This window comes from Alcanivorax sp., from assembly GCF_040118815.1.
Lineage (GTDB): Bacteria > Pseudomonadota > Gammaproteobacteria > Pseudomonadales > Alcanivoracaceae > Alcanivorax.
The window spans coordinates 24,784-38,787 of the sequence record NZ_JBEDTC010000009.1; the positions used below are offsets into that span (position 1 = coordinate 24,784).

At 57.4% G+C, this 14,004-nt stretch carries 14 protein-coding genes; 9 read left to right on the plus strand and 5 right to left on the minus strand.

Annotation, left to right across the window (positions count from 1 at the left end):
* Positions 1-99 precede the first annotated feature (99 nt).
* Positions 100-2,703 carry a hybrid sensor histidine kinase/response regulator gene (locus ABNH18_RS06665; RefSeq protein ID WP_349382063.1) on the plus strand — a complete coding sequence of 868 codons (2,604 nt, stop codon included), beginning with the start codon at positions 100-102 and terminating at the stop codon, positions 2,701-2,703.
* Here ABNH18_RS06665 and ABNH18_RS06670 read toward each other — a convergent pair.
* On the minus strand, positions 2,693-2,986 hold the full coding sequence (locus ABNH18_RS06670; protein ID WP_349382064.1) for a hypothetical protein: 294 nt from the start codon (positions 2,984-2,986) through the stop codon (positions 2,693-2,695). The genes ABNH18_RS06665 and ABNH18_RS06670 overlap by 11 nt on opposite strands.
* Positions 2,987-3,278: 292 nt before the next feature.
* On the opposite strand from ABNH18_RS06670, the gene ABNH18_RS06675 reads away from it, so the two are divergent.
* The 3 genes from ABNH18_RS06675 (at position 3,279) to cmoB (ending at position 5,540) form a co-directional block, all read left to right on the plus strand.
* Positions 3,279-3,725 (plus strand): hypothetical protein, encoded by a 447-nt coding sequence (locus ABNH18_RS06675; RefSeq protein ID WP_349382065.1) that lies wholly within the window; start codon positions 3,279-3,281, stop codon positions 3,723-3,725.
* Positions 3,726-3,840: 115 nt separating this feature from the next.
* Entirely contained in the window at positions 3,841-4,572 is a 732-nt protein-coding gene (cmoA, locus tag ABNH18_RS06680) for a carboxy-S-adenosyl-L-methionine synthase CmoA (protein WP_349382066.1), read from the plus strand.
* A complete protein-coding gene (gene cmoB / locus ABNH18_RS06685; protein ID WP_349382067.1) occupies positions 4,572-5,540 on the plus strand; it encodes a tRNA 5-methoxyuridine(34)/uridine 5-oxyacetic acid(34) synthase CmoB in 969 nt (322 codons plus the stop codon). The genes cmoA and cmoB overlap by 1 nt, the downstream gene beginning before the upstream one ends.
* Here cmoB and ABNH18_RS06690 read toward each other — a convergent pair.
* Positions 5,495-6,253 (minus strand): GGDEF domain-containing protein, encoded by a 759-nt coding sequence (locus ABNH18_RS06690; RefSeq protein WP_349382068.1) that lies wholly within the window; start codon positions 6,251-6,253, stop codon positions 5,495-5,497. The two genes, cmoB and ABNH18_RS06690, sit on opposite strands and share 46 nt — an antisense overlap.
* A 197-nt stretch (positions 6,254-6,450) precedes the next feature.
* On the opposite strand from ABNH18_RS06690, the gene ABNH18_RS06695 reads away from it, so the two are divergent.
* Positions 6,451-6,771: a hypothetical protein gene (locus ABNH18_RS06695; RefSeq protein WP_349382069.1), complete on the plus strand. Its 321-nt coding sequence runs from the start codon at positions 6,451-6,453 to the stop codon at positions 6,769-6,771.
* Between the two features lie 56 nt (positions 6,772-6,827).
* On the opposite strand, the gene ABNH18_RS06700 is transcribed toward ABNH18_RS06695, so the two are convergent.
* Complete coding sequence (locus ABNH18_RS06700) at positions 6,828-7,580, minus strand: SCP2 sterol-binding domain-containing protein (RefSeq protein ID WP_349382070.1); 753 nt, start codon at positions 7,578-7,580, stop codon at positions 6,828-6,830.
* Positions 7,581-7,811: 231 nt separating this feature from the next.
* Between ABNH18_RS06700 and ABNH18_RS06705 the strand changes: the two genes are divergently transcribed.
* From ABNH18_RS06705 to ABNH18_RS06715, 3 genes are all read left to right on the plus strand, one after another.
* Positions 7,812-9,032, plus strand: a complete 1,221-nt coding sequence (locus tag ABNH18_RS06705) for a DUF445 domain-containing protein (RefSeq protein ID WP_349382071.1) — start codon at positions 7,812-7,814, stop codon at positions 9,030-9,032.
* A complete protein-coding gene (locus ABNH18_RS06710) occupies positions 9,033-9,353 on the plus strand; it encodes a hypothetical protein (RefSeq protein ID WP_349382072.1) in 321 nt (106 codons plus the stop codon). It begins immediately after the preceding gene.
* 202 nt (positions 9,354-9,555) lie between these two features.
* The gene (locus ABNH18_RS06715) at positions 9,556-10,011 is read left to right on the plus strand and encodes a phasin family protein (protein WP_349382073.1); all 456 of its coding nucleotides are present in this window, start codon (positions 9,556-9,558) and stop codon (positions 10,009-10,011) included.
* A gap of 288 nt (positions 10,012-10,299) precedes the next feature.
* On the opposite strand, the gene ABNH18_RS06720 is transcribed toward ABNH18_RS06715, so the two are convergent.
* Positions 10,300-11,265: an NAD(P)H-quinone oxidoreductase gene (locus ABNH18_RS06720; protein WP_349382074.1), complete on the minus strand. Its 966-nt coding sequence runs from the start codon at positions 11,263-11,265 to the stop codon at positions 10,300-10,302.
* 44 nt (positions 11,266-11,309) lie between these two features.
* On the opposite strand from ABNH18_RS06720, the gene ABNH18_RS06725 reads away from it, so the two are divergent.
* Positions 11,310-12,338 (plus strand): MBL fold metallo-hydrolase, encoded by a 1,029-nt coding sequence (locus ABNH18_RS06725; RefSeq protein ID WP_349382075.1) that lies wholly within the window; start codon positions 11,310-11,312, stop codon positions 12,336-12,338.
* 177 nt (positions 12,339-12,515) lie between these two features.
* On the opposite strand, the gene ABNH18_RS06730 is transcribed toward ABNH18_RS06725, so the two are convergent.
* The gene (locus ABNH18_RS06730) at positions 12,516-13,910 is read right to left on the minus strand and encodes a hypothetical protein (protein ID WP_349382076.1); all 1,395 of its coding nucleotides are present in this window, start codon (positions 13,908-13,910) and stop codon (positions 12,516-12,518) included.
* Positions 13,911-14,004: the final 94 nt, after the last annotated feature.

Consider the following 14,004-nt stretch of genomic DNA (forward strand, 5'->3'; position numbering starts at 1 on the left):
GTAAACATCTTGTTATAAGGGATATGCCGTTGTGTGCAGAGATGTGGCAAAGCCTCAGTAGTGGCAAACTACGAGCATAACCGTTTTCAGGGCAGGCCGATGGAAAAGCCATCACATAATGTGTCGCCAGACAGGCCGCAGTCAGCACCGGGCTTACCGGTTACCGGCCTGCGGACCAGCGCGGCCATGTTGTTGCTGTTTGCGCTGATCACCGTGCCGTTCGCCATCGCGTCGGTACTTTTGATTCAGCATCGCCTGGGGATGCTGGATACCTACGATACCATGCGTGAAGATGCACGCTTGTTCGAAGCAGGGCTGGCGGCGTTCCCGCCGCTGAATGAGATGCGCGACTTGGCCCCGGTGGCAATTCATACCCAGGAGCCGAAAATCGTCTCCCGTTTTGAGCTGAGCCGCTCCCGTGCCGGCAGCCGTTTGCTGGCTTTCCTGAAGCTTGTCCGCCAGCGCGATATTCCGGGGCTGAATGATCAGGGCGGCTTGCTGAGTGAAGCCTGGCGCGACCTGACGGTGAAAACCGGTATCCCCATGGAGGACGTGGTCGGCCCCTTCGATAACGTCAACCAGATTACCCAGCGGTTGAGCAATGCCTTGTCTACGGTGCTGTTTGTTTCGGACCTGTCGATTGGTGAGGGGCTGGAACCCAATGAGGTGTTGTCTCTGCCGTTGGGGTCCTTCCGGCAAGCCCAGGAAGACATTGGTCTGATTCGGGCGCTGGGGTTCTATGTAAGCCTGCGTGGCGGTTACCTGGGGGATAATGATGCCCGGCGGCTGGAAAACGCCTGGCAGCGGCTACAGCACCAGATGACCATCATCGACAGTGAAATCAAGGCGCTGGTAGCACGTACCGGTGCCATTGAGTTGCAGCAACAGTGGCGGTTGGTGCAGGGCGGGTTGCTGTCGTTTCTGGATTGGTCCGAGCAGGAATTGATCCTGGCGCCGCGAATTCAGGTGTCCTGGGAGGATGCCTACGACCGCAGCCGCGGTGCCATGAAATCACTGGACGGGATGTCCGCCACGTTGATTTCCCTGGCGGACCAGCTGCTCAGCAATGCTCGCCAGGAAAAGGCCCGGGCCACGGTCTGGATGATGCTGGGTATCGTGTTGCTTTATGTGCTGGTGTTGGGGTCGGCGTTGTTGGTGTACCGGGCCAGTTACCGGGCGATCAATGCCCGCGCCGAGAGCCAGGCCAAGGGCTTGTTTCTGGCCCGTATGAGCCACGAAATTCGCACACCACTGAACGGCGTCATAGGTCTGGCGGAATTGTTGCGTGAGACCGACCCGTCACCCCGGCAGCAGGAATATATCAGCCTGATCGACAGCGCTGGCCGAACCCTCACGGCGCTGATCAACGATGTGCTGGATTTTGCCAAGATTGAAGCGGGCAAATTGCAACTGGTCGAAGAATGTTTTGACCTGCCGACGTTGCTGGCGGAATGCGTGCAGATGTTCAATTTGCCCGCCAGCGATAATGGCACCCTGGTGATTCTGGATGTGGACCCGCACACCCCGTCGGATGTAGTGGGGGACGCGATCCGGCTGCGTCAGATCCTGATCAATTTAATCGGTAACGCAGTGAAATTCACCCGCAATGGGCGGGTGGTGGTGTCACTGGTATGCCGTCGTCACGGCGGTGAAGCCCCGCTATACACCTTTGCGGTTACCGATACGGGTATTGGTCTGACCCAGGACGAGCAAACGCAACTTTTCCAACGTTTTTCCCAGGCGTCCGCCAATACTGCTCGTCGTTATGGCGGTACGGGGTTGGGGCTGTCTATCAGTCGCGAACTGGTGGGGCTGATGGGCGGAGAGATTCATGTGCAAAGTGCTCCGGGGCTGGGGTCCCGGTTCAGCTTTAGCATCCAAATGGCCAGCGAACAGGACGAAATCCCGATGATGGCCGAGCTGCCGCCAGCCAGTTGGTTTTGGGATGTACAGGGAAGCCTGGCGGATTGGCTGGCTGATGACCCGCGGTTTGAAACCGTGAAGGTGGTGGAAAGTGCGGGCCAACTGGCGGAGGGGAATGGGGACGCTCGCAGTGGCATTTTGTTGATCAATGGCTTGCCGGAGCAGGCGTTACTCGACGAAGCGTTGCAGATGGTGCGCCTGAACCCGGCCCGTATTCAGGTTTTGCTGCTGATGGGCATGCGTTGTGAGGCGCCTAACTGGTTGCCCGAAGAGGTGCGCGTACTGCGCCGTTCAGTGGTGACGGTCAGCGACCTTCAGCAATTACTGGGCAGTTATGTGCCGGGGGCGATCCCGATCGTCACCGACCCGGTGGCGGTGGAATCTATCTCCAGCTTGCGTGTCCTGATTGTGGAAGACAACCCGGTAAACCAGATGGTCACCAAGGGCTATTTAGAGAGGCTGGGCGTCGCACATATCATTATTGCGGAAGATGGCCAGCAGGGTGTTGATTGCTTTGATGCTGAGGATGGGGATCTGGATTTGGTGTTGATGGATCTGGATATGCCGGTGATGGACGGGTTTGCCAGCGCCTATCATATCCGTGAACTGGAGGTTCAGAATGGCTGGCCTGCTTGCCAGATGCTGGCGCTGAGTGCGCATGCCATTACCGAGCATGGCGGCCGGGTGTCCCAGGCTGGCATGAATGGGCAATTGATCAAACCCCTGTCCCTGGCGGCCATGAAACAGGCCCTTTCCCAGTATCTGGGCGTTACGGCATAAGGTAGATCAGCGTGTCTTGCATAGCCGCGGGTAACAGCGGTTCGGATAGTACCAGGGCCATCAGGGTTACCAGAATAACGCCTTCAATACGCCAGGCCCGGTGTCGGCGTATAGCGTGCAACAGGCAGGCACATGCGGCTAGTAGAACGCCGCTGAAAAAACTGGCCATGCTGACCAGTTGCCATTGAACATCATTAAACGTCAGACCAATGCCACAGGCGGTGAGAGCCGCAGCGCTGACGGTGAGGAACGAGAATGATGAGTGGTGGCGAATTGATTGCATGTTCAGCATCCGAAAGATAATCCCCATGGTTACGGACCATGCAAGCAAGCACCGTGCCGAAACCTATCCTTTTGCCTGCCTGAATGCTAAGTATTATTTATGAACATGTTGTGAATTCCCTCAGTTTATTGGGTTAATGAATGTCATTTTTCTGCCGGATTAATGGGTAAAAATGGTTAACATGTGTACGCATTAGTTCGTATAATGCGCGCCGCAATACCGGCATTGTGATTTATTGATTTCTTGCTGTGAAAGCCAATGGGGCTCGCAACGGGGAGAAATGAGGTGAAATATGCGTTTATTTGCAATTATTCTGACTCTTTCCGCTATGTTGCCTGCCCAGGCTCAGTTGAATCCGGGGGTGGAGGGACGCCTGTGTCAGGCGGCGTCCCAAGACAGTGCTTTTGGTGTGCTGGTGGATCAGATGATCGAAACCGGGGAAGTGCAAATGACCGCGGGTGAGTCCCTGCTTTCTGTCACGTGTCAGGATGGGGGCAGCGTGCTTTCCCATATGGTCAAAGGCCGGCAGGCGGAGAACCTGGAATATGCGGTGATTGATCTGGGCCTGAGCCTGTCGGTTTCTCGGGTGAGCCTGAACGGCCAGACGGTGAGCCTGGGCGAGGCCTTGGCACGCCTCGGCGCTGACAGTGATACCGCGACTCGGGATTTTGTCGACAGTTACCTGGATGATTTGGCCGACGAAGACTTTAACCCCAATTTGCGGGTCAGCCTGAAGTAATCACCGTTCCTGTCACTTCACGTTTTTGGTTTTTTCAGACGGCTGCGCTCGCAGCCGTTTCTCCCCGGCTCCCCACCCCGCTATAATCGGCTCGCAGATGAATACCGGGGCCTCTATGTCAGACCAGCATGATCGCATTTACGCCACGTCCCACCAGCAGGTGGCGCGTTTTTCCTTCGATGATACGGTGGTGCGGGTTTTCCCGGACATGATTCGTCGTTCGGTGCCGGGTTACCCCACCATTATCGATATGATCGGGGTGCTGGCGGCCCGTTATGCTCAGCCTGATACCTGCCTGTATGACCTGGGTTGCTCCCTGGGCGCGGCGGCCACGGCCATGGCGTCGCTGACCGAAGAAACGGGTAACGATATTGTGGCCGTGGATAACTCCCGCGCCATGATCGAGCAGGCGGCTACCTTGCTGTCTGATGCGGGGCAGGCTCATCGGGTGGCACTGGAAGAAGGTGATGTGGCCGAGATGGCCTTCGCGCCTTGCTCCATGGCGGTGCTAAATTTCACCTTGCAGTTCATCGCCCCGCAAAAGCGCGATGCCCTGATTCAGCGCCTGGCGGATGCCACGGTGCCAGGAGGCATTCTGGTGTTGTCGGAAAAAATCCGTTTTGCCAATGAGGCAGAAAATGCACTGCAGACCGAGCTGCACCATGCCTTTAAACGCAATAATGGTTACTCCGATCTGGAAATCAGCCAGAAGCGGACCGCGCTGGAAAATGTGTTGATCCCGGAAACCGTGGCCGATCACGAGGCGCGCCTGAAAAAGGCGGGCTATCGGCACATTCATGTCTGGTTCCGTTGTTTTAATTTCATCTCATTACTGGCCGTGCGCTGATGCTTACCGATTACCTTCAGGCCTGCGAACGCGGGCTTGCGCCTCTGTTTTCTCCGCAACCCTTGTCCGCAGTGATGACGCTGTCACAGGAGCGTCTGGTTGATCGCCCCCACGGTGATTTGCCGCGTTGGCTGGCCGCCCTGGACGCCTTGCCGGCGGGGCCGGCCGAGTGCGCTCTGGATCAAAATACCCTGACCATTGGCGGTGCCGGAGAGCAAGACCCGGAGGTGGTGAAGCAGGCGTTGCAGGGGTTGATCCCCTGGCGTAAAGGGCCGTTCGAATTCTTCGGGGTGCCGGTGGAAACGGAGTGGCGTTCGGACTGGAAATGGCAACGGGTGGCGCCGCATTTGTCGCCGTTGGCGGGACGGCGCATTCTCGATGTGGGCTGTGGCAGTGGCTACCACTGCTGGCGTATGGCAGCGGCCGGGGCCAGTGCGGTGGTGGGGATCGATCCGACCATTCTGTTTCTGGTGCAGTATCTGGCAGTACGCCGTTTTGCCCCTGAATTACCGGTGTGGTTCCTGCCTCTGCGCATGGAAGAGCTGCCGGCAGAGGGCGGGCAGTTTGATACGGTGTTTTCCATGGGTGTGCTGTACCACCGGCGCTCACCGCTGGACCATTTACTGGAATTGAAAGGTGCGTTGTGCGCCGGCGGTGAGCTGGTGCTGGAGACCCTGGTGGTGGAAGGGGACGAGCGTACCGTGCTGATGCCGGAAGATCGCTATGCGGTCATGCGCAATGTGTTTTTCTTGCCTTCAGTGGCCATGCTCACTCGCTGGCTGGAACGGTGTGGCTTTGTGGATGTGCGATGCGTGGACGAAAGCAATACCACGATGCAGGAGCAGCGATCCACGGACTGGATGCGTTTCCAGTCGCTTCCCGATTTTCTCGACCCGGACGACCACACTCTTACCCGTGAAGGTTACCCGGCGCCACGCCGGGCGGTGTTGGTTGCCCGAAAACCGTAAGGTTTTGTGGGCGGGCTGGTTCGTGTGGATGCGTCGAGCAGGTGACCCACAAGCTCCAGACGTGCGCTTTCATCCAGGGCGTTGATGATTGGTGCCAGGGTGTCGAGCAGGCCATCTTGCCGGACCAGTGTTAGTAACGCATCACTGAGGGCTTGGCGCTGATTCCGCTCATCCTCTTGCGTTTTTTTAGGGGGCTGACTTTGCCGGCTGCGTTGTTTCTGTGCTTGGGGGGAGAGAATGCGTTGGCCGCGCTCCGCGGGTTGGCGCAATAGTTTCAGGGTATCATTCACCAGTCGTCCGGTGCCCTCGTTGTCCGCGCCGCTGTGTACATGGACGGCAATGCGCACATTCAGCGTGACACGAAACTCATCGAGCTTGAATTCATGATGATTAAGCCAGTCCAGTAGCCGCTCGGCGGCGAGATCGGCGCCGTCAGCGTTGGTGCCGGGCAGTGCCAGAAACACCACCTGATTGCTGCGCGTGGTAATCAGGATATCTTCACAGCGCTTGCGGTTATGCAGCTGTTCGCAGAATTGCCCGAGCAGTGGGGAAATGTAGTGCTCGCCAATTTCTGCCCGCAGTGTTTTCAACTCCTGTAGGTCGATGGCAAGGAGTGCGAGGGGTTGCTTGTGTCGCCGGCAAAACGATAAGGCTTGTTGTAAAACATGCTGGCTATGGCTTTCTGCGCGTTGCGGGCTTGTCACGGCAGTCATTGGCACCTCGGGACCAGAGATTATGATGGCATCCTGCTCAACGTTGTAGGCTTCCATTCCCGCTAGGATGACTCTAGCGGGTTCGCGGCTTTTCGACATCGGGTGCATACTCTATGTAACAACAATGCCGGGCACTGTTACGCAAACAGTTGCCAGCATGCGTGGCCCGAAACGGGTTTCACTCAGAAGGATCAATCATGTCAGTTACCTGGATTGTCGCGTCGGCGCTACTTAGTTCCCTGTTCACACTGGTGGCCGTGGGTGTGTGGGCACATTTCTACTTTCAGCCCCGGTTGCGTGACAGCCTGCAACGGGAGCTGGATGAGCAGGTAGAGAAAGCTGCACAAGTTCTCTCCGACCGGGTCGAGGAAGGGGTTCGTCGGGGGTTGGTGGAAGGAGTGCGCAATTTGCCTTCCAAGGAATTACTGGAAGGCGCCAGCCGTAATCTGGCGCGCACCAGTGCCGAGATGGTTGGTGAGCGTCTGGGCCAGATTTTCGGACGCAAGGACAGACCCTGACTGTGGCCCGGGTTGCCGGTTCAGGATTGTAGCGTCAGGCTTCCAGCGTTGGGCTTTTATTGAAGCCGTTTGGGCAGTAAACGAATGACCAGGCAGGCGATACCCAGGCTGAGCATGGCCAGGGAGAGGAAATCCTGTTGTAGCGCGTGCCAAGTGGTTTCCCACAGGTTGGAGGCTTTCATCAGTGACAGCAAAATCAGCAGCATGCCAGTGAGGGTAAAGAACTGATCCAGTTTGCGTGCCCGCCGGAATTCGCCACGCAGTTGCCGCAGCTCATCAAGAATGTCTTCCTGCAGCAATTGTTGCCGCGCCACCTGTTCTGCCAGCTGACCCACTTGCTGAGGCAGAGTGGCCAGCTGCTCCAGCCAGACCGGATCCTCCCGGCGTAGCAGCGCCAGCAGCTCCTTGAGTCGCACATGGTCGTCCAGCCAGTTGCGCATCAGCGGCCAGAGGCTGAACTGGTCAATTAGTTCGGCCAGTTTGACCACATGCTCTTCGCTGCCGGTGATACGCAATGAGTCGTGCTCTTCCAGCGGTTCGCTGGCGAATAGCCAATGCACCATGCCACCCAGCGGGCCACGCACCCGGATGTCCACATTGCCTTCATAGTCGGTGAGCAGCTCCACGCCGTCTTCATAAATCAGCACATACAGGACCGAACGCGGGCGTTCGGCACGGATTCGCACCACGGTTCCATGGAGGGCGGCGAGACGTTCTCGCCCTTGTTGTGTCCCGGTGAGGGCCTGGTTTAGAGCACTTTCCAGGCCCCCGAGCACAATAAGCTGGGGGAAACTACCGGTTTCAGGCATGGTGGCAGCGCAGTCCTGTCTTTATGTTGGGCCGAAGAGATGTTTCGATCCCGTTTTGTTGCCAAAAATTACGCGATGGCGCTTATATTTGGCATGACGGCTCCCTATACTATGCATTTTCATAATTAAACAACATTGGCTTTTTTGACTTGGATGGGTGTACACGGGACCTGTTCGCCTTGGCACTGTCGAGTTACAGTGCACCAGCCCTTGGAGGGGAGTTTTTTTTACATGCTGGACTCTTTGCTTGCGTACCCGGATTTCTGGAAGTACGTCAGTATTCCGTTCATCGCTGGTGCCGTCGGTTGGACAACCAACTGGATGGCCGTGCAGATGACATTCTATCCCCTGGAATTTCTGGGTATCCGCCCTTTTTTCGGCTGGCAGGGCATCATTCCCTCCAAGGTGGAAAAGATGGCCGGCATCGTGGTGGACAAGGCACTCTCGAAGCTGGGCAGCCTGGACGAATTCTTCCGCGAAATGGAACCGGAAAAAATCGCCGCCCACCTCACCCGTACCGTTCAGGTTCGCATCGAAGAATACACTGACGAAGTCATGACCGAGCGCAATGCGGTGCTGTGGGAAAACCTGCCGCTGTTAGTGCGCAAGCGGGTTTATAGCCGCGCCCGTCGGGCCATTCCGGCGGTGATGGACAATGTGGTCGACGATATCAGCCGTAACCTGGACAGCCTGGTGGACATGAAACACATGGTTGTCACCCAGATGAGCGAAGACAAACAGCTCATGGTTCAGATGTTCCGCGAAGTGGGTGATCCCGAATTCCGCTTTGTGACCAACTCCGGCTTGTATTTCGGCTTTCTGTTCGGCCTGATCCAAGTGCCCGTCTTTATTTTTATGCCAGAGAACTGGGTGTTGCCGCTGTTCGGCTTTATTGTCGGGATTGCCACCAACTGGTTAGCCTTGAATCTGATTTTTCGCCCATTGAATCCCGTAAAGGTTGGGCCATTCCGTATTCAGGGGCTATTTCTGAAGCGCCAGAAGGATGTGGCCGAATCCTTTGCGCGCCTGTCCACCGACGAGGTCATCACCTTACGCAATATCATGTACCAGGTGGTGAATGGGCCGCGGGGTGATCGCACCAAAGCGCTAATCAAGCGCCACTTGAAACCCCTGTTGAATGGCGGAATTGTGCGTACTGCGGCCCAGCTCACGGTGGGCCCGGAAGGGTACGCTGACCTGAAAAAGGCGGTGGAAGAAAAGGCAGTAGACCTGGCGGTGGAACCCTTTGAAGACCAGGGATTCAACAAAGAGCGCGGGCAGGTTGTCGAACGGCTTATGTCCGAGCGCATGCAGGCGCTGAGCTCCGATGAGTTTCAGGATTTGTTGCGCCCCGCTTTTCAGGAAGACGAATGGATCTTGATTGTGGTGGGTGGCTTCCTCGGCGCCATGGCCGGTGTCTTCCAGCTTGTGTTCATGTTTGGAGTCAGTTGAATGCAGGTGCTGCAGATAGACATGACCACCCTCGGGTGGTTGCTATTTGCGGCGGCGGCGGGCTCTTCGCTGCTCACCCTGATAGTGCTGGGGATTATCGGCCACTTTTGGTTGGGCCCCCGGCTTGAGCGCAAGGTGGATCGGCGTCTTAAAGAAGGCGCAGCGCAACTTGAAGAACGATTACGGCAGCGCTTCATGGATTTGCTGACCGGGCGCTCACGGGAAGTCATCCGTGAAAGGGCTCGGGATCTGGCCCGTGGCGTTGGCTTGATTAGCGGCCGTCGGCAAGGCTCCACCGACAAGGATGATGCCGGCGAATAGTGCCATTATCGTGTCGATTGTCTGGATTCTACGCACTTGGCTTAACAGGAAGAGATCTCCTGGCTAATACTGTTTTATTGTTCGACAATGTGCCGCTGTCCAGTGGCACTACCCCCCTATAATTTACCCCGCGCGCTGATGATGCTTGTGTGTTGTTTTCCCGCTGCATTCGCTCGTGGAATTGCCTTCGGGAGTTTGGACCATGTCCGACCAAGAACAGAACCAGAACGAAAAAGACGGGCGTCAAAACCCGCTGAAAGCCCTGAGCGGGGCTTCACGAGACATTCGCAAGTACACCCATCAGATCTGGCTCGCCGGTCTGGGCGCTTTTGCTCGCGCCGAAGAAGAGGGCAGCGGTTTTTTTGATGCCTTGGTGGAAGCGGGCCGCGAAGTAGAGCGGCACACCAAGGATAAAACTGAGTCCCGGGTGGAAGAGATTAAAGAACGGGTTCGCCACCATACGGGCGAAACCATGGATAAAATGGAAAAAGCCTTTGATGATCGTTTTAACAAGGCTTTATCCCGTTTAGGCCTGCCCAATAAACGGGAGGTCGAACAGCTTGAACAACGGGTGCAGGAATTGACTCAGGCACTGGATCACGCCGAGGAAAAGCCCGAAAAACCTGCCCCGAAACGCCAGGCTCGTAAAAAGAGTTAACGGCTTCAAACCGTGTTGTAGCGCACACCGCTAACCCCTTAGTGGTGTCTTTCAGCGGGTACCCTCCTTGGGTACCCGCTTTTTTTTGGTTTGGGAAAGTGCGGGTTGGATAACGGCCGCAGAGTTTGCCTTGCCACTTGCCACTTGCCGCTTCGCTTGGGCCAGCTTGGGAGGATTGCGGGTCCGTCGCAGTGGTTGTTTTGGTCATTGAGGCGCAGGAATAAAATGTGAAATAGTATTCCGAATACTGTTTTCCTGCGGGCCGCAATGCACCCTTTGACCCATCGATTATTCGACAACGATCACGCGCTTGCCACTAAAGTCGTTGCTGGCCATGTGCTCGTGGGCAGCGTTTGCGTCTTCAAAGGGAAAGGTTTCCAGCGGCAGGGGCAGCAGGGCGCCGCTGGCAAACAGTGGCGCCAGCCGGTCATTGAAAATCTGCGCCAGGCGAATGCGGTTTTCCAGCGGTTGGCTGCGCATGGTCATGCTTTTCAGGGTCTGGCGTTTCATCAGCAGAGCGCCCAGATTCAGCTCTGTGTTCAAGCCGCCAAGGACGCCGATGTTCACCAAGCTGCCTTCTGTACGCAGACCACCGAGCAGATCGTTCCAGTCCGGGCCGACCATATCCAGAATTACCGCGACACCGTCGCCATGGGTAATGGCGTTGAGCTGGGCAGTGAGGGTGCCGTCTTCACACACTTGGGCGGCAAGGCCCATGTTGTTGGCGGTGTCGAGTTTGCTCAAGTCCCGGCTGCTGCCGATGGGCCGGGCGCCGAGGGTGTTGGCCAGCTGTGTGGCGGCGAGGCCGACGCCCGCGGTGGCCGGACGCACCAGGCACCACTGTCCCGGTTGCAGTCCGCCTTCCAGAAACAGTGCTCGGTAGGCGGTCAGAAACGCTTCCGGCAGCGTGGCAGCGCGGGCAAAGTCCATGCCTTCAGGCACCGTCAGGGCCTCGCGCTCATGGGTGATGATCTGCTCGGCATAGGCACAACCCGGTACCAGCCCCATCACCGTATCACCGACTTTACGTTGCTGTACTCGTTCGCCAACGGCACTGACAACGCCTGCATACTCGAGTCCGGGGATACGGCTGCTGGTGCCCGGTGGTGCCGGGTAGCGGCCCAGCACTTGCAGCAGGTCTGCCCGGTTTACGCCAATGGCTTTGACCTGTACGCGGATTTCCTCCGGCCCGGGTTGCGGGTCGGGCAGGGTCTCCAGTTGCAGTTGCTTATCTTCAATACACCAGGCACGCATGGTTGTGCTCCTATTTGCCGTATTAGCAGTAAAAGGAAAACGTTATGACGAGTTCCCCATTAATCTACCCGTTTACTGACCTGCCGCCGGCAGGTCAGCCTTTCAAGGTGGCCGAGGGGGTTTTCTGGCTGCGTTTTCCGCTGCCCTTTGCGCTCGACCATATCAACCTCTGGTTGCTGGAAGATAACCAGGGTTGGGTGATTGTGGATACCGGCCTCGGTGTTCGGCGCAGCCGGGAAATCTGGCAGCAGTTGCTGGTAGAGCACCTCGATGGCAAGCCGGTCACCCGGGTGATCGTTACCCATTATCACCCGGATCATCTGGGTATGGCGGGCTGGCTGCAGCAGCAGTGCGATGCGCCGGTAATCATGAGTCGTGGCGAGTGGCAACTGGCAACTGATATCTGTGTGGCAACGGACGCCCAGACCATTGAGCGGTTCAAGGGGTTTCTGGGTAGCCACGGCCTGCAAGGAGAAGACCTGGATAAAGTGGCGGGTAAAGGCAACGGCTTTCGCCGGGTGGTGATGCCTTTGCCTGAGAGCCCGGAATTTGTGGCCGAGGGCGACACGTTGACCATCAATGGTGAACGCTGGCTGGTGTATATCGGCCGCGGCCATGCACCAGAGCATTTGTGTTTGTACCGCAGCACCGACCGGTTGTTGCTCAGTGGCGATCAAGTGCTGCCGACTATTTCCAGTAACTTGATGGTGCGCCCCACGGAGCCGGACGCCAATCCGGTGACCGCCTTTGTGGATAGCCTGACGGTAATCCGTGATGCGCTGCCGGAAGACACCTTGGTGTTGCCCGCCCACGGGTTGCCTTTTCGGGGCCTGCATACGCGGATTAATGCGCTGGTGGATCACCATGCTGAGCAACTGGATCAGGTGCAGGCCGCCTGCCGTGATCAACCGCATAGTGCGCATGATGTGCTGCCGGTAATGTTTAAACGGCAACTGGATGTGCAGCAAATGATGTTTGCCATGGGCGAGAGCATTGCGCACCTTAATTGCCTGCTGGAGCAGGGCCGAGTGCAGCGTGAAGACTGCGATGGAATCTGGCACTTCGCGGCCTGATCAGAGGGTGAGTTGAAAGTTCAAAGTGTAAAGTTAAAAAGTTCGGGCGAGCCTGGCGTGAACAGTTAAGCCCTGCCCGCGTTGCGTGTTTGGCGGAAACGCGGGCGAAAGCATTTACCGGATGGCTGCGCCATTTTTCGCGCTTATCAACTTTACACTTTGAACTTTCAACTGCTCTCATAACCATTGCCCCAGCATTGCAATCCATAACGCCAGCATCGGCACCACCAGCGCAAAGAAGAGACCATTCCAGCGCCAGGCGATGCGATAGGGCGAGCGGTGAATCATCTGACTGAGCACTAGCATGGAGGCGGTGAAGGGCGAGGAGATCATCGACAGGCTCCAGGCGCACATTAGACCGACGGCCAGAATTCTTGGATCCACCCCGACGCTGTCACCCAGCAATGAAGCCAGCAGGGTGACAGACACAATCGGGTTCAGGCCCACCTGTGCTAACCCGACCACCAGCAACATGGCTGCCACGGCCATGGCGGCGCCTTGCAGATGGGTGGCCAGTAGCAGCTCGTGCAGGACATGTTGATCCACCAGGGGCGTAATCAATGCGCCCAGGCAGGCTGAGCCGCCCAGCACCGCAATTTCCCCTCGATTAGCGCCGAAGATTAAGCGCGAGTGTCGGGCTAGCAAGGTGAACGAGCGTCGCAGCCCGGTGCCGCCGCCGAGTCGCCGCCTTTGCTTTGCCATCCACAGAATGGCAGCAAGCGGACAGGCGATCAGGACGGCGACGGGTAAACGCAGATTCCCCGCCAGGGCGACGGCAAATACGCTCAGTGTGATCAGCAGGGCCAGCAAGGTGAAGCGAATCAGCGGCGATAGCGAGGGAGGCTGTGTTGCAGGTACCCGTTGCGCCAGTTGTTTGGGTCTGAGCTGCCAGTCCAGCCACCAGCCAAGTAGAAAAAAGAGCCCGGCGGTGGGCAGCGCCACCGGCGCCAGGCTGGCCCAGGTGAGGCTGGGCATATTGGCGAGAATGACTGCCATGGTCACCCCCAGAGGCGACACCAGAGGGGCCAGGGCAAAGCCGCGCAAAATGGACAGCATCATCCGCCGTTCGCGGGCTTGCTGGATATCATCGTGGCCACCAGCCGCCTTGAGAGTGTTGCTGCGCATTACCATGGCGCCGAACAGGTTCAGTACCCCGATGTTGATAATGATGCCGAACAGTGCGGTCCCCAGAGAAAGGGTGGGATAGCGCAGGGCGGGCTTCTGGCGGATCAAGGTCTGTCCGGCATCGCGAACCAGTCGCGAGCGCATGGCAGAGACGCGCAGCAGGCCCAGGGATGAAACAAAGGTGGCAAAAAAACAGAGGCGATCCAGGGCATGCAGTAAAACCGGAACAGGCTGGGCTTGACGCCAGATAACAACACCCGCCATTGTCACAACGACGAGCAAAATCCCCTTTGCCATCCGTGCCTGCCGAGGCCATTGCACCAGCAGGTAAAGCAGCAGAGCGATTCGCGCCAGCCAGGCTCCTGCGTCCAGATCGAACACCAGAAACAGGATCGTGCCGATCATGCACAGGGGGAGGGTGTAATCGAGAGTGCGGGTCAGGGGCATGGGGAAGTTGAAAGTTCAAAGTTTAAAGTTGAAAGGCGCGTTCAGGGTCAAAGGTAATTGATGAAATCAGTGCCCGCGATTAAATGCCGTATTC